The sequence below is a fragment of the Lentzea nigeriaca genome (assembly GCF_016907955.1).
GTDB lineage: Bacteria > Actinomycetota > Actinomycetes > Mycobacteriales > Pseudonocardiaceae > Lentzea > Lentzea nigeriaca.
This window is the reverse complement of the sequence record NZ_JAFBCX010000004.1, coordinates 372,700-387,029: the sequence shown is the minus strand read 5'-3', so window position 1 is coordinate 387,029 and position 14,330 is coordinate 372,700. Positions and strand designations below refer to the sequence as shown.

16 protein-coding genes are annotated in these 14,330 nt (G+C 69.2%); 9 read left to right on the top strand and 7 right to left on the bottom strand.

Annotation, left to right across the window (positions count from 1 at the left end):
- The first annotated feature begins 10 nt into the window (after nucleotides 1-10).
- The gene (locus JOD27_RS16225) at nucleotides 11-685 is read left to right on the top strand and encodes a response regulator transcription factor (protein ID WP_204763079.1); all 675 of its coding nucleotides are present in this window, start codon (nucleotides 11-13) and stop codon (nucleotides 683-685) included.
- Nucleotides 685-1,959, top strand: a complete 1,275-nt coding sequence (locus JOD27_RS16220) for an ATP-binding protein (protein WP_204763078.1) — start codon at nucleotides 685-687, stop codon at nucleotides 1,957-1,959. Before JOD27_RS16225 ends, JOD27_RS16220 begins: the two co-directional genes overlap by 1 nt.
- A 215-nt stretch (nucleotides 1,960-2,174) precedes the next feature.
- Here the strand turns inward: JOD27_RS16220 and JOD27_RS16215 are convergent, their stop codons facing one another.
- The 3 genes from JOD27_RS16215 to JOD27_RS16205 all read right to left on the bottom strand — a co-directional run bounded on the left by JOD27_RS16215 (nucleotide 2,175) and on the right by JOD27_RS16205 (nucleotide 5,560).
- Nucleotides 2,175-2,708 (bottom strand): GtrA family protein, encoded by a 534-nt coding sequence (locus JOD27_RS16215; RefSeq protein ID WP_204763077.1) that lies wholly within the window; start codon nucleotides 2,706-2,708, stop codon nucleotides 2,175-2,177.
- On the bottom strand, nucleotides 2,638-3,237 hold the full coding sequence (locus tag JOD27_RS16210; protein WP_372441706.1) for a GtrA family protein: 600 nt from the start codon (nucleotides 3,235-3,237) through the stop codon (nucleotides 2,638-2,640). The genes JOD27_RS16215 and JOD27_RS16210 overlap by 71 nt, the downstream gene beginning before the upstream one ends.
- A 118-nt stretch (nucleotides 3,238-3,355) precedes the next feature.
- Nucleotides 3,356-5,560, bottom strand: coding sequence for a sigma-70 family RNA polymerase sigma factor (locus tag JOD27_RS16205; RefSeq protein WP_204763076.1), 2,205 nt, complete (start codon nucleotides 5,558-5,560; stop codon nucleotides 3,356-3,358).
- A 141-nt stretch (nucleotides 5,561-5,701) separates the two neighbouring features.
- On the opposite strand from JOD27_RS16205, the gene JOD27_RS16200 reads away from it, so the two are divergent.
- The 7 genes from JOD27_RS16200 to JOD27_RS16170 all read left to right on the top strand — a co-directional run bounded on the left by JOD27_RS16200 (nucleotide 5,702) and on the right by JOD27_RS16170 (nucleotide 11,732).
- The gene (locus tag JOD27_RS16200; protein ID WP_204763075.1) at nucleotides 5,702-6,469 is read left to right on the top strand and encodes a GGDEF domain-containing protein; all 768 of its coding nucleotides are present in this window, start codon (nucleotides 5,702-5,704) and stop codon (nucleotides 6,467-6,469) included.
- A 153-nt stretch (nucleotides 6,470-6,622) separates the two neighbouring features.
- Complete coding sequence (locus tag JOD27_RS16195; RefSeq protein ID WP_204763074.1) at nucleotides 6,623-7,003, top strand: GntR family transcriptional regulator; 381 nt, start codon at nucleotides 6,623-6,625, stop codon at nucleotides 7,001-7,003.
- Nucleotides 7,000-7,794: an ATP-binding cassette domain-containing protein gene (locus tag JOD27_RS16190; protein ID WP_204763073.1), complete on the top strand. Its 795-nt coding sequence runs from the start codon at nucleotides 7,000-7,002 to the stop codon at nucleotides 7,792-7,794. The genes JOD27_RS16195 and JOD27_RS16190 overlap by 4 nt, the downstream gene beginning before the upstream one ends.
- Entirely contained in the window at nucleotides 7,791-8,723 is a 933-nt protein-coding gene (locus JOD27_RS16185) for an ABC-2 membrane transporter-related protein (RefSeq protein WP_204763072.1), read from the top strand. The genes JOD27_RS16190 and JOD27_RS16185 overlap by 4 nt, the downstream gene beginning before the upstream one ends.
- A 94-nt stretch (nucleotides 8,724-8,817) precedes the next feature.
- Nucleotides 8,818-10,005 carry a 5-(carboxyamino)imidazole ribonucleotide synthase gene (locus JOD27_RS16180; protein ID WP_204763071.1) on the top strand — a complete coding sequence of 396 codons (1,188 nt, stop codon included), beginning with the start codon at nucleotides 8,818-8,820 and terminating at the stop codon, nucleotides 10,003-10,005.
- Nucleotides 10,002-10,490 (top strand): 5-(carboxyamino)imidazole ribonucleotide mutase, encoded by a 489-nt coding sequence (gene purE / locus JOD27_RS16175; protein WP_307830154.1) that lies wholly within the window; start codon nucleotides 10,002-10,004, stop codon nucleotides 10,488-10,490. The genes JOD27_RS16180 and purE overlap by 4 nt, the downstream gene beginning before the upstream one ends.
- Before the next feature lie 78 nt (nucleotides 10,491-10,568).
- Nucleotides 10,569-11,732, top strand: a complete 1,164-nt coding sequence (locus tag JOD27_RS16170; RefSeq protein ID WP_204763070.1) for an acyl-CoA dehydrogenase — start codon at nucleotides 10,569-10,571, stop codon at nucleotides 11,730-11,732.
- On the opposite strand, the gene JOD27_RS16165 is transcribed toward JOD27_RS16170, so the two are convergent.
- The 4 genes from JOD27_RS16165 to JOD27_RS46055 all read right to left on the bottom strand — a co-directional run bounded on the left by JOD27_RS16165 (nucleotide 11,722) and on the right by JOD27_RS46055 (nucleotide 14,323).
- Nucleotides 11,722-11,904, bottom strand: coding sequence for a hypothetical protein (locus JOD27_RS16165; RefSeq protein WP_204763069.1), 183 nt, complete (start codon nucleotides 11,902-11,904; stop codon nucleotides 11,722-11,724). The two genes, JOD27_RS16170 and JOD27_RS16165, sit on opposite strands and share 11 nt — an antisense overlap.
- 518 nt (nucleotides 11,905-12,422) lie before the next feature.
- Nucleotides 12,423-13,187 (bottom strand): GntR family transcriptional regulator, encoded by a 765-nt coding sequence (locus JOD27_RS16160; RefSeq protein WP_204763068.1) that lies wholly within the window; start codon nucleotides 13,185-13,187, stop codon nucleotides 12,423-12,425.
- A gap of 66 nt (nucleotides 13,188-13,253) precedes the next feature.
- Nucleotides 13,254-14,030: a hypothetical protein gene (locus JOD27_RS16155; protein ID WP_204763067.1), complete on the bottom strand. Its 777-nt coding sequence runs from the start codon at nucleotides 14,028-14,030 to the stop codon at nucleotides 13,254-13,256.
- On the bottom strand, nucleotides 14,027-14,323 hold the full coding sequence (locus JOD27_RS46055; RefSeq protein WP_204763066.1) for a RelA/SpoT domain-containing protein: 297 nt from the start codon (nucleotides 14,321-14,323) through the stop codon (nucleotides 14,027-14,029). Before JOD27_RS46055 ends, JOD27_RS16155 begins: the two co-directional genes overlap by 4 nt.
- Nucleotides 14,324-14,330: the final 7 nt, after the last annotated feature.

Sequence of the window (14,330 nt, the reverse complement as noted above, 5' to 3'; positions counted from 1 at the left end):
GCTGGGTGCCGTGAGCGTGGTGTTGCTGGCCGAGGACGATCCGGCCATCGCGGAACCGCTCTCCCGCGCGTTGTCGCGAGAGGGCTATTCGGTGCAGGTAGTGAGCGACGGGCCGAGTGCCTTCGAGGCGGCGATGGTGGGAGGGATCGATCTCCTGGTGCTCGATCTCGGCCTGCCGGGCATGGACGGGCTGGAGGTGTGTCGCAGACTCCGGCAGAACGGCAGAGGCATCCCCGTGCTGATGCTCACGGCGCGTGCCGACGAGGTCGACTTCGTGGTCGGGCTCGACGCGGGCGCCGACGACTACGTCGCGAAGCCGTTCCGCCTCGCCGAGTTGATGGCCCGCATCCGGGCGTTGCTCCGCCGCAGGGCACCGGGAACGCTGGAGGTCAACGGCGTGCGCGTCGACCTGGCCGCCCGCCGCGTCACGGTCGACGGCGACGAGGTCCAGCTCGCGAACAAGGAGTTCGAGCTCCTCAAGGTGCTCATCCAGCGCGCGGGCCAGGTCGTGAGCCGCGACGAGATCCTCTCGGAGGTCTGGAACGACCCGGATCTCAAGGGCAGCAAGACCCTCGACATGCACATGTCGTGGCTGCGCCGGAAGCTCGGCGACGGCACCCCGAACTCCGCAGAGAAACGCATCGCGACAGTGCGCGGCCGCGGTTTCCGCTTCAACGCCGACTGATGCGCCGCCGGATCCTGCGGGCGATCCTGCTCGCCGTCGCCGTCACGGGGATCGTCCTCGGCCTGCCGCTGGGCTACTCGGCGCTGACGCTGGTCGAGGACAACGCCCGCGGCGCCCTCACCGAACGCGCCCAGACCATCGCGACCAAGCTCGACGACCAGCTCGCCAACCGGCAGGGCATCGACGTCGAGGCGGTCAAGTTCGTCGTGCCCGCCGACGGCCGCCTGACCGTGGTGTCCGGCGGGGCGACCACGGTCACGGGCCCCTCACCCGGTGAGGACCCGCTCGTCGTGGAGCTGCCGATCGCGCAGCAGGGCACGGTCCGGCTGGAGGTGCCCTCCGCCGAGATGCGCACCAACCAGGCCCAGGTGACGGGCCTGGTGCTGCTCCTGCTCGGGCTGTCCGTCGGCACCGGCACGATCGTCGCCCTCGTGACGGCGCAAACGCTCGCCCGTCCGCTCGGCTACGTGGCCGCGCGGGCGTCCCGGCTCGGCGCCGGCGACTTCCGCGAGGACGAGCAGCGCTACAACATCTCCGAGCTGGACGCCGTCTCCGACGCGCTGGACACCTCGGCCACCGCTCTCGCCCGCCTGGTCCAGCGCGAACGCGAACTGGTCGGCGACGTCTCCCACCAGCTCCGCAGCCGCCTGACCGCGCTGCAGCTGCGCCTGGAGGCCCTGGCGGAGCACCCGGAAGCCGAGACCGCCGCCGAGGCCCGCGCGGCCCTCGAACAGGCCGAACGCCTGGCCGCCGTCCTCGACGAACTCCTCGCCGCCGCCCGCGCCGCCAGAGCCGTCGGCGCCGAGCCGCTGGAGCTCAGGTCCGCGATCAACGCCATCGTCGAGGAGTGGCGCGAACAGCTGAAGAGCCAGGGCAGGGCGTTGCGCGTCCGCGTCCCGGACGGCCTGCTCGCCCGCGCCACGCCCGCCCGGCTGCGCGAGGCCATCGGGGTGCTGCTGGACAACGCCCTCCGCCACGGCGAGGGCTCCGTCGTCGTCTCCGCGCGCAGCGAGGAGGGCACGGTGGTGGTCGAGGTCAGCGACGGCGGTGCGGGCGTGCCCGACGAGCTCGCGGCGCACATCTTCGAGCGCGGTGTGTCCGGTGGCGGGTCGACAGGAGTGGGGCTGGCGCTCGCTCGGGCGCTGGTCGACGCGGACGGCGGCCGGTTGGAGCTGTCGACGGCGCGTCCGGCGACGTTCGCGGTGTTCCTGCCGGTGCCCAAGGCCCAGGACGTCGTCGGCATACCGTGGCGGGCGCCCAGCACGCCGCGGTGACCAGCCGCGGAGCAGGTCGATCTCGGCCGTGAGCTTGGCGCGCAACGCGTCGTGCTCCGGCCCGAGCGCAACAAATGCGCCGTTCATCAACGCCCATGTCGGCGGGGAAGCGGGTCCGCCGGTCGCGTGGCAGGTCGGTCAGCCGTTCGCGAACCCGGCGCGGGACGGTGGGTTCTCCCCGCGCAACGCCGACCCGATCCGATCACGCTGCCACGTCACGAGTGGCCCAGCGCCTCTTCCTCGTCGAGCGGCCGTGGCCCGCGCGCGTTCTCCTCGGGGAACACCCACTTCTTGTAGCCGTACCAGCGGAAGGCCATCGCGATGAGCGTGCCGACGATCTGCGCGCTCAGGAAGTCCGAGACCTCCTCGGTGAGCCTTGACACGTACGGCTCCTGCAGGTGGAACAGGTACCGCGCGACGTACAGCGGCGCCGAGTTCAGCACGATGCCGATGCCGTTGACCAGGAAGAACAGCGCTGCCTCGTGGTGACGCTCACGCCCGCCGCGCGTGCGGAACGACCACTCCCTGTTGAGGACGTACGACACGATCGTGGCGACCAGGGTCGCGATGATCTTCGCCGTCACCGGGTTGTTCGGCAGGATGATGGTCTTGATCCCGAAGAACAGGACCGTGTCGATCACGAAGCACGTGCCCCCGACCAGGGCGAACTTGACTAGTTCACGATGCTTCAGCGCGATCGACCGGATCGGCTCCGGAAACCTGGAGACCACTGTTTCGGCTAGGGACACGCGACGAGTCTACGGAGATCGGGTGAACGCGTCGGTCAGGTCGAGCTCCCGCGTCCGGGAACACCCAGCGCCGCATCGCCCAGAACTTGAAGCCGGTGGCGAGCAACATGCCGATGATCGAGCCCGAGACGAAGTCCGCGATCTCCTCGGTCATCGCCGTGACGAACGGGGCCTGCAGGCCGAACAGGTGCCGCGACAGCCACAGCGGGATGACGTTGATCGCCACGCCGATGCCGCTGACCAGGAAGAACAGTGCGGCCTCGTGGTGGCGCTCGCGGCCGCCGCGGGTGTGGAACGACCATTCGCGCGACAGCACGTACGAGGCGATGATCGCGACCAGCACGCCGATGACCTTGGCCGTGACGACCTTTTCGGTCAGCACGGTGAGCTTCAGCGCGTACCAGACGCCGTTGTCGATGAGGAACGTCGTGCCGCCGACCACTGCGAACCGGATCATCTCGCGGTGCTTGTGCAGCAGGAACTGGAGTGGTTCTGGCAACCGGCTCATGGCGCGGCGAACGACTGGCAGCACCGCGCCAGCTTACGGATCAAGGTAACGGCGCCTGCCTCCGGGTGTTACCTTTCGCCACTCAGAGGTGCCTGACCTGCACGTTCAGTGATCGAAAAAGATCAACTTTTGATCAACTTCACTGGGGTTCGCACGGTCGCCCCAGCAGGTCGGGGATCAACCACGGGAGCAGGCCGGGACTCGGCTCGCACGGTTCCTCGGACCTCGGTGGCGCGGTCGGCACCGAGGTCGACGGCGGCACGGACGGCGTCGGCGAGCCGGTCGACGGAGGCGGCGCCGACGGAAGCTGCGAGGGCGTGCCCGGTAGCGGCAGTGGGAACGCCGGCGTCGTGGGCTCGGCGGGCTGCGTCGGCGTCACAGGCGTCGTCGGCGGCGGCGGCACGGTGGTCGGCGCGGGCTCGGTCGAGGTTGCTTTGACCACGTCGTCCACGGGTGGGTGGTCCGGCCCCATCCCCACCGGCACCGTCACGGTCTTCGTGGCGTTGCCCAGCGACGCGGTGACGGTGACCGTCCCGCCGCGGTGCGGCAGCCCGAACGCCCAGATCGACGCCCGGAAGCTGTCGCCCTTGTCCAGGTGGGTCTCGCAGTGGATCGAGTTCTTGTCGGTCCGCGAGCACTCGCGGCACGGCGTGAACACCACGATGTGCTCCGACGACGACACGTCGAGCTTCAACGTGCCGGCGCGCGGGCCCTTGTTGCGCACCCTCACGTCCACGCGCGGGTCCCAGAACACCTCGTGCCAGGTCGACACGGTCAGCTCGATGTCGTCGTTGATCGGCGGAACGTCGACCGCGACGCTGACGTTGACCGAGATCGAGGCACCCGCGCTGATCGTGCCGGTGATCGTGCCCGGCCGGGCGTCCTGGGTCGCCTGCAGCCGGAGCAGGAACGTCGCCTGCCCGCCGGGCGGGATGCCCTGTGGTGTCGAGCAGGTGATCGTGCCGCTGCCCGCGGGGCAGTTCACCGTCTGGTCGGCCGCGCCGTCCGGCTGCGAAAGCCGCGCGGCGAACGACGACGGCCCGCCGGTCGACAGCACGCCCGGCGGCAGGTTCAGCGTCATGCTCGCGGGCTGGGTCGCGGTACCGCCGGTGTTCCGGACGGAGATCGGGAAGTCCTTGGGCGCCTCGCCGGGCGTGAGCGTGTAGCCGCTCGGCGTCGTCGGGGTGAGCGACGCGGGTGGAGGCGTCGGTTGCGGCGTGGGAGCCGGCGGCGGGGTCGACGCCGGGGGCGTTGGTGTCGGGGGCGTTGGCGTCGGGGTCTGAGCCGGCGGTGGCTGGGTGGGGCTGGGCGGTGACGGCGGCACCGGCGGTTTCGGTGACGGCGTCGGCGCGACCACTGTCTGCGCGGGCGGAGGTTCGGCTGCCTGCACCTGCGGCTGTTGCTGGTCCCCGCCTCCCGCGGTCAGCGCGATCACCACGGCGGCGGCGACGGCAGCGGCGGAACCACCGACCGTGATCAGCTGGCGGGGAATCGAGGCGCCGACCGCGCCGGCACCACCGGCGGCCGCTCCCGCGCCGGCGACTGCCGTGGTCGTGCCCGCGGCCACCAGGTACGTCGTGGCGCCGACACCGAGCACCAGCGGCGCCACGAAGATCCGCAGCGCGCCGTTGACGTCCGCGAGCTCGGCGGCCAGCGCGCGGCACCGGCCGCACTCGTCGAGGTGCGCCTCGACCTGGGTCGCCTCGCGCTTGGACAGGCCGGCGCGGGTCCACGCGCCGAGCCGGTCGACCGTCGCCTTGCAACGCTCCGCGTCGATCTCGGCCAGGTGCATCTGCAGGTACTGCTGCTTGAGGCCTTCACGGGCGCGGTAGGCGAGCGCGGACACACCGTTGGCCGTCAGCCCGAGCAGCGGGGCGACCTCGGCGGGCGACTGGCCCTCGATCTCGGTGTGCCAGAGCACCATCTGCCAGCGCTCGGGCAGCGCGGCGAACGCACGGGCCGCCATCGACCGCTCCAACCCGGCCACCGCCGTGTCGCTGAACGCCACGGCGGGCGCCACGTCGGTCATGTCCTCGGTGAGGTCGACCTTCTTGTCCCGCCGGGTCTTGTCGTACGCGGTGTGGCGCAGCGCCGTGAGGAGGTACGCGCGGAACGCCGCGTCGGGGCCGCGGCCGGCCCGCAGCGTGTCGAGCACCTTCGCGAACGCCTCCGACACGAGGTCGTCGGCCTCGGCCTGCGAGCGGGCCAACTGGCGGGCGAGGTTGTAGGCCGCCGAGACGTGCCGTTCGTACAACTGGCCGTAGGCGTCGATGGTCCCTCCGCGCACGGACTCGATGAGTTCCGCGTCGCTGGGGCCCTGGACGTCTGCAGGAACGGTCGCCAAGTCTCGTGTCCCTCCTCCGCGGCGCTCAGTGTGACGCACGACGCTGTGAACAGTCATCTCAATCCCCCGCGTGGGTTGCGTCATGAGTCGGCACCGGCTGCGTTTCCCACCTGGAACCGGGAGAGCTGGAAGGGAGACCGGGTGGGTGTCGCACAAGCGGAACGCCTGCTGAAGTCGAGGTGGCGCACCGCCGCCATGGCCGCAGGCTGGGCGTTCCCCGCAGATTGGCCGCTCGCCGAGGTCGACGAGGTGTGCGCGGCGATGCTCGAGAGCGCAGACCCCGGCGACGCGCTGGTCCGGCTGGGCCGGGCACGCGCGGAGGCGGGAGCGGGCCTGAGCGAGACGCTGCTCGACCTGGCCGCGCTGCACGCCGTGCTGACCGACGAGTCGCACATCGTGTCGCCGAACGTCGACGCGCTCCCTTCACGGATGCTGCGCATGACAGCGTTGGGATGGGCGGACGTGGTGACGAAGCAGGCCGGCGACTGCGCGGCCGAGGACCCTCTGACCGGGCTGGCGACGGCCGCGTACCTGCGGACCCGGCTCGGCGAGGTGTACCGGGAGACGCCGGTCGCGTCCCTCGACTACGCGCTCGTGCTGCTGCGTCTGGACGTGCACCGCGCTCCTGGCTGGTCGCGCGTGGTCGCGATGACCCTCGTCTCGGACGCTCTGCGCGCCGTGTTCGACAGCGGCGAGACGCTGGCGAGGCTCGGCCCGTGCGTGGCGGCGGTCCTGGTGCGCCGCGGCGAAACCCTCGCACGCCGGGTCTCCAACCTGCGCGTCCTGGCGGCAGACCGCCTGGCCGACGATCCAAACGTCCACCCGGTAGGCCCCGCCGAAGTCTGGACCGAACGCCTCCCGGACACCCACGCCGAGGCCTGCAGCCTCCTCACCACGCTCGGGCGCTGACTCACCCCTGTCCCGCGCCCGACACTCCCCGTTCCCCACCGCACGCGGGGCCCTTTCGTACGCCAGGAGAGTACGAAAGCTCCCCGCGTACTTTTCAGCACGCGGAGAAGTGTTCTATTGTCTTAGTTCAGTAGAACAATCTGGGGAGCGTGTGTGGTCGAGTTCCACGTCGACCGTGGCAGCGGCCTTCCCGCGTACCTGCAGCTGGGGCAGCAGGTCAGGGAGGCCTTGAGGCTCGGTTGGTTGCAACCGGGCGATCGCCTGCCGACGGTCCGCGACGTCGTCGCGACGAGCGGCGTGAACGCGAACACCGTGCTCAAGGCGTACCGCGAGCTGGAGCTCGCGGGCCTCGTCGAAGCCCGTCAGGGCTCCGGCACCTTCGTCAAGGCGTCTCCGGGGTCCGCCGCCCCCGAGGACTTCGACCCGCTGCGGGCCACGCTCGCCGTCTGGGTCACGGAGGCACGCTCCGCCGGGTTGGAGGACGAGGACATCTACGCGCTGCTGCGCGAGGTGCTGAGTGGGGGAGCGCAATGAGCGTGGTCGCGGCCGAAGTGTGGAAGTGGGCGGTGCACGACGTCTCCTTCGAGCTGCCGCCGGGCAGTGTCACGGCACTCGTGGGAGCCAACGGCTCAGGCAAGTCGACGTTGCTGAACGTGCTGGCCGGTCACCTGCCGCCGGAGTCGGGGCACACGTCGATCGCGGGCCGCGTTGCCTACGTGCCGCAGCACAAGCCGATGTACAAGAACTTCAACGTCGCCGACGTCCTGCAGTTCGGCCGCCGCATGAACAACGTCTGGGACAACGAGCGCGCCGACGAGTGGCTCGCCAGGTTCAAGGTGCCGCGCAAGCTGCCGATCGAAGACCTCTCCGGCGGCCAGCGGACGCACGTGACCCTCGCGTTGGCGCTGGGATCGCGCCCCGACGTGCTGATGCTGGACGAGCCGCTGTCCGAACTGGACCCTCTCGCGCGCCGGAAGGTCATGCGAGAGCTGCTGACCGAGGTCAGCGACAACGGCATGACGCTGATCTTCTCCACGCACGTCGTCGCGGAGATCGGTGGCGTCGCCGACAGGTTGCTGCTGCTCGCCGGCGGACGCCTGCTCCTCGACGGCGACACCGACGAACTGCTGGAAGAGCACGTTCTCTACACGGGTCCACGTGACTCGGAATCCCCTGTGGAAGGACCTGTGGTGCTGGCGAAGCACGGCAAGACGCAGTCGCAGTACCTCGTGCGTTCCGGCGGCACGCAGATCGCCGAGCCGTGGACCGCGCGGTACGTGACGCTGGAGGAGCTGGTCGTGGCGCACCTGGAGCGTGCCGCGTGAGCGCGTTCGTCTGGCTGACCTGGCGTCAGCACCGGTGGACGATCATCGGTTCCGCGATCCTCGTCATGGCCGCCGCCTACGGGCTTCTCTCGGCGGAGGTGAGAAAGCAGACGTCCATCGACTCGATGCCGATGAGCGGCTTCTACGGGCTCATGGTGCAGCTGTCGTTCGGTGGCGTGATCGGTGTGTTCTGGGGCGCCCCGCTGATCGCCCGCGAGCTGGAGGAGCGCACCTACTTCGTGGCGTGGGGCCAGGACGTGAGTCCCGTGAAGTGGTTGCGGGGCAAGGCACTCGTGCTCGGCGTCCTGGCTGTCGTCCTCGGCGCCGTCGCCGGGATCGGCGACGGGCACGTGGGTGACAACAAGGCGTGGTCGGCGTTCGAGGGCCACCCGGCCGTGCAGGCGGGCTACGCGCTCTACGGCCTGGCACTCGGCGTGCTCATCGGCCTGCTCAGCAGGCACGTCGTGACGGCGATGGCGGCGACGCTCGTGATGTACACGCTGTCCCGCACCCTGCTGACCGTGCTCCTGCGCGACCACTACCTGCCGGTGAGCCGCAGCGTTGCCCGTTGGGACAGCACCCCGGTGGTCCCGGTAGGTGCTGTCGAACTCGGCAACGGGTTCATCGGCAAGGACCTGAACCCGGTCGGCGTGCCGGACGTGTGCGCGACGTTGTCGAACCCGAACAGCTGCATGCGCAGCTGGGGCGGCGCCATCGGGACCTATGTCGAGTTCCAGCCGGTCGAGCGGATCGCGGCCTTCCGCTACATCGAGTTCGGGCTGTACGTGGTGCTCGCCGCGGTGCTGTTCGCGCTGACGTTCCGGCTGCTGCGCCACGGCGGCGGGTGGAAGCCGTCGCGTTCCCACCGCCGCATCACCTCCGAGGTCGAGCCCGTGCCCGCCTCGGAGCCTGCCGCCGCACAGGGGTAGCCGGGCCTGCCGGACGGTCCCGCTGGGGGTGGGGCCGTCCGGCAGGTCGGCTGCTGGTGAGCGCGGAAGAAGCCGCAGGTAGGATGCCTGAACCGTGGACTCCCGTACCCGTCTCCCCGTCGTCGGCATGATCGGCGGCGGGCAGCTCGCCCGCATGACGCACCAGGCCGCGATCCCGCTCGGCCAGTCGCTTCGCGTGCTCGCCGTCTCCGAGAACGACCCCGCCGCGCTCGTCGCGCGGGACGTGGTGCTCGGCACGCACACCGACCTGGACGCGTTGCGCGCGTTCGCGAAGGGCTGCGAGGTCGTCACGTTCGACCACGAGCACGTCCCGCAGGAGCACCTGCGAGCGCTGGTCGCGGAGGGCGTGAAGGTGCATCCCGGTCCGGACGCGCTGCAGTACGCGCAGGACAAGCTGAAGATGCGCGTGCGGCTGGCGGAGCTGGGGCTGCCGGTGCCGCCGTTCGCGGAGGTGCACGAGGTCCGCGACGTTCTTCGTTTCGGTGCGGCGCACGGCTGGCCGTGCGTGCTGAAGGCGGTCCGCGGCGGCTACGACGGGCGTGGCGTGTGGATGCTGAACCAGCCGCACAGCGCCGAGCTCGTCGTCCCGGAGCTGCTGGAGGCCGGGACGCCGCTGATGGTCGAGCAGTGCGTGCCGATGCGCCGCGAACTGGCGGCCGTGGTCGCGCGCTCGCCGTTCGGGCAGGGCGCGGCGTGGCCGGTCGTCGAGACCGTGCAGTCCGAGGGCATCTGCGTCGAGGTGCTCGCGCCGGCGCCCTCGTTGGACGGTGCCGCCGCCCAGGAACTGGCCCTGAAGGTCGCCGAAGCGCTGGGCGTCGTGGGCGTGCTGGCCGTCGAGCTGTTCGAGACCGCGGACGGCGTCGTCGTGAACGAGCTCGCGATGCGCCCCCACAACTCGGGCCACTGGTCGATCGAGGGCGCGCGCACGTCCCAGTTCGAACAGCACCTGCGCGCCGTCCTGGACTACCCGCTGGGCCGCACCGACCTGATGGCGCCCGCCGTGGTGATGGCGAACGTGCTGGGCGCGGCCGAACCGCCCGCGATGGGCCCGGACGAGCGCGTGCACCACCTGTTCGCGCGTTTCCCGGACGCGCACGTGCATCTCTACGGCAAGGAGGAACGGCCGGGCCGCAAAATCGGCCACGTCACGTTCCTCGGCAACGACATGACGTCGGTCCGGCAGCGCGCGCGGCTGGCCGCGGACTGGTTGTCCACCGGCGTTTGGTCAGACGGCTACGACATTCACGGGAGTGCGGAGTGACTCAGGTTGGCGTGATCATGGGCAGCGACTCGGACTGGCCGGTGATGAAGGCCGCGACCGAGGCGCTCACCGAGTTCGGCGTCTCGTTCGAGGTGAGCGTCGTCTCCGCCCACCGCACCCCGCAGCGCATGCTCGACTACGCGACGTCCGCGGCTTCCCGGGGTCTTCGCGTGATCATCGCGGGTGCCGGCGGGGCCGCCCACCTCCCCGGCATGGTCGCCTCCGCCACCGTGCTCCCGGTCATCGGCGTCCCGGTACCGCTGAAGTACCTCGACGGCATGGACTCCCTGCTCTCGATCGTGCAGATGCCCGCAGGCGTCCCGGTGGCCACCGTCTCAGTCGGTGGTGCCCGCAACGCAGGCCTGCTGGCCGTCCGCGTGCTGGCGTCTTCGGACGTGAAGTTGCAGGAGCGCATGGCCCGCTTCCAGGCGGAACTCGAGCAGCTCGTACTAGACAAGGACGCGGCGCTGCAGAAGTCCCTCTGAGTGCTCAACAGCACACCGGCGCCCCTGGTAAACGGGCGCTAACATCGTGCTGAGTACCAGCTACCCGGAGGTAACAAGGTGAACCCGAGCTTCGGCACCTACCAGCTCGCCGAGGAGCACGAGGCGCTGCGAGAGGCCGTCCGCTCGCTCGCCGAGAAGGAGATCAAGCCGTTCGCGGCCGAGGTCGACGAGAACGAGCGCTTCCCCGTCGAGGCCCACAACGCGTTGGTCAAGGCGGGCTTCGCCGCCGTCCACGTCCCCGAGTCCTACGACGGCCAGGGCGCCGACTCTGTCGCCACCTGCATCGTCATCGAGGAAGTGGCCCGCGTCTGCGCGTCCTCGTCCCTGATCCCGGCGGTGAACAAGCTCGGCACCATGCCGATCCTCCTGTCGGCCTCCGAAGAGCTGAAGCAACTCGTCATGCCGTCCATCGCCTCCGGCGAGGCCATGGCGTCCTACGCCCTGTCCGAGCGAGAGGCGGGCTCCGACACCGCCTCGATGCGCACGCGGGCCGTTCTGAGCGGCGATGAGTGGGTGCTGAACGGCACCAAGTGCTGGATCACCAACGCAGGCGAGTCCACCTGGTACACGGTCATGGCGGTGACGGACCCCAACGCCGCGAAGAAGTCTGCCGGCATCTCGGCGTTCGTCGTGCACAAGGACGACCCTGGCTTCTCGGTGGGCCCGAAGGAGCGCAAGCTCGGCATCAAGGGCTCGCCGACCCGCGAGATCTACTTCGAGAACTGCACGATTCCCGCCAACCGCATCATCGGCGAGCCGGGCACGGGCCTGAAGACCGCTCTTCGCACCCTGGACCACACGCGTCCGACGATCGGTGCGCAGGCTGTCGGCATCGCGCAGGGTGCGTTGGAGGCCGCGGTCGCGTACGTCAAGGACCGCAAGCAGTTCGGAAAGTCCATTTCGGACTTCCAGGGCGTGCAGTTCATGCTCGCCGACATGGCCATGAAGATCGAGGCCGCCCGGCACATGGTCTACGTCGCCGCTGCCAAGGCCGAGCGCGGCGAGCCGAACATCGGCTTCATCACCGCTGCCGCCAAGTGCTTCGCCTCCGACGTGGCCATGGAGGTCACGACGGATGCGGTGCAGCTCTTCGGTGGGGCCGGGTACACGCGGGACTTCCCGGTGGAGCGGATGATGCGGGACGCGAAGATCACGCAGATCTACGAGGGCACGAACCAGATCCAGCGGGTTGTCATGTCGCGCGCCGTGCTCAACGGCTGAGTTCGTGGAGCGAGGAGCCGGTCAACTCCGGCTCCTCGAACGAAACAACGGTGCAGCCGCGCAGTTCGCGAATCAGCGCGGACGCCAGAACCCGTCGCACCGCAGGGTCGCTGTAGGCGAAGTTCCCCGCTGCGGCCGCGGCCGGACCGAGCACGCTCTGTTGGTAGAGCACGCCACGCACCCCTGCGATCGGACATTCCCTGACGCGAACAGCCACGGCTCCACCACGCAACGCCGGACACGTTCGCCGCGCCACCGGAACGCACGGCCTGCACACCGGTGGCTCCACCGACGCCATTCCATTTGGCCAGTCAGGCCAGTCGTCGCTGTGATCCCGTTGCAGCCACAGGACTCCGTCGTCGGTCTGATCCGCCGGTCCACCGCAAACCTGGCACAGCAACAGTTCCATCGCACGCCGTTGTCGCAGCGGATGAACCCTGGTGAACTCGGGCCGTCCGACTCGATGGCGCAACGCTGTCTGGCGCCACAAGACACCATGTCGATCCCGGTCGTTCAGCAACTCGTTGGCATACCCGATGCTGTGATCCGGCCGCTCCACCAACGTGCAGGGCAGATCTTGCTCGCCACTCCACGCGGTGATGTACGGCGCGATGCTGCTCGACATGACGACCACCTGTTCTGTACAGAACCTGTCACTGACAGTGAAGCAGTTCTGTATAGAAGTGCAAGTCAGTTGTGAGCGGTGAACTTGTACTCGAGCACGTAGGCCGCTGAGTCGAGGACCATCTCGTTGACCTCGACTGGCTGACCATCGGCGGTGTACGCGGTCCGCACGATCAAGATGACCGGTGTGCCCTGAGCGAGGTCGAGGGCCTTGCGCTCGGTGTCGCGCGGCATGCGGCTGCGCAGCTCTTCACGGAATTTCGTGGGCTCGTAACCGAGTTCCCTGAGGCGGGCGTATGCGCCGCCTTCTCCGGTGTCGATCTCGGTGATCGCGGAACCGGCGACAAGTACTTCCGGATAGTAGGAGGTCGCGAGCTGCACAGGCTTGTCATCAACCACGTACCTGCGTCGTCGGGTCACGACGCGTGCGCCGTCATCGAGGTTCAGCACCTCGGAGACGTGGGTTGGTGGGACTTCCATGTCGACCGTGACGCCCTCGGTCCTCGGGCGCGTACCGATGTCGGTGGACCAGATCGCCTGGCCCGATCCCCATGAGGTGCTGGCCTGCAACCGGTCTGGCGACACGCGCCTGATCGGCTTGAACTCGCGGACGAACGTTCCGGAGCCGCGCTTGGCGACGATCAAGCCTTCGTTCTTCAGCTCGTCCAACGCCCGACGAGCGGTTGGCTGCTCCACGCCGTACCGGCTCACGAGATCGTTCTCGCCAGGAACGCGGCTGCCGGGCGGTAGCTCGCCGGAGTCGATCTGCTGCCTCAGGTCGTTCGCGATGTCCCGATAGCCAACGCGCCCTGGCCGGGCGTTGTCGGTCATGAGCCATCTCCTCGGTGAGCCGCAGTTCTGTACAGCGACCAAGCTACTCCGCGCGGAAGCAGCCGGTCATTGCCGGTTCCTCGACCGCGTCCTGGTCTCGAGGAAGAACTCCCAGCCAGCGTTGTAAATGGTGCTAAACAGCGACTGAGGGACGTCGTAGTACAGAAGCAGCAGGATGATGAGGATCTCGTGCTCCGCGGCGTCGCTGCGCAGATGCAGTTCAGGGCAGATTTCCCTGTGTACCTGTTTTCTCATGGCCAAGGCCTCGGCGGCTTCGGCCACCTCCGGCAGGAGGGCGTCGAACTGCCCGATGGTCCTGACCTGAAGGAAGTCGAGGAGTCGAAGGAGGCTGCTCCGGGGCTGTTCGACCCCTGGGCCGTCGACCGGGCTCAGCACGAACCCACGTTTCACCGCGGCGGCCATGATGCCGCGGACCTTGGCGCTGTTCTGGATGTAGGCGTCGACAGAGTCGGCGTCGATCTCGATGTCGAGGTTGCCCTGCTTCACGTTGTCCGAGTACTCGTCGGACAGTTCGGCGGCGGCCTTCCTGATCGCGGAGAACTGCTCGTCCGCCATCTCGAACAGCGCGCTCAACCGGAACAGCCTGCGCTGCAAGGCGGTCGGCACCTCTTCGACCCGCTTGTAGCTCAGCTTGTGGTTCACCGCGGCCCACGCGTGCTGCAACGTCGTGCGCACCTGGAACTCGACTGGAATCTCGGCGTAGTTCGCCCACTCCGGCCACGCCCCTCTGCTGCCGATGCGGGTAATCAGGTGGTCGGACATGTAGCCGAACTGGTCTGGTGCCAGCTCGCTCTGCTTGTTCGCCGAGTGCTCCTCGATCACCTGAACTCGTTGCGCAGCAACGAGACGATCTTGTCGACGTCCTCGACGTAGTACGCGATGATCCGCAGGCCGACGAGGTCGGTCATGTCCTTGAGCGGGTCGGCGTACTTGCCGGACTTGCGGCTGATCTTCTCGGCGAAGCTGTCCACCGTCTTGACCCGGCCCTCGACCTGGACGACGTCGATCTTCGCGTGCTCCAGCACCGTGGTGACGAGTTCGCGCAGCTTCTTCTCGTAGGCCTCGTACGTCGGGCGGATCTCGGCGTACCGGGCCTTCCAGTTCGGCGACGTCACTGCGGGC

Excerpts from the sequence above, each read along its gene's own strand:
- JOD27_RS16220 (WP_204763078.1), top strand. The coding sequence starts at position 685 with ATGCGCCGCCGGATCCTGCGGGCGATCCTGCTCGCCGTCGCCGTCACG.
- JOD27_RS16190 (WP_204763073.1), top strand. The coding sequence starts at position 7,000 with ATGAGCGTGGTCGCGGCCGAAGTGTGGAAGTGGGCGGTGCACGACGTC.
- JOD27_RS16160 (WP_204763068.1), bottom strand. The coding sequence starts at position 13,187 with ATGACCGACAACGCCCGGCCAGGGCGCGTTGGCTATCGGGACATCGCG.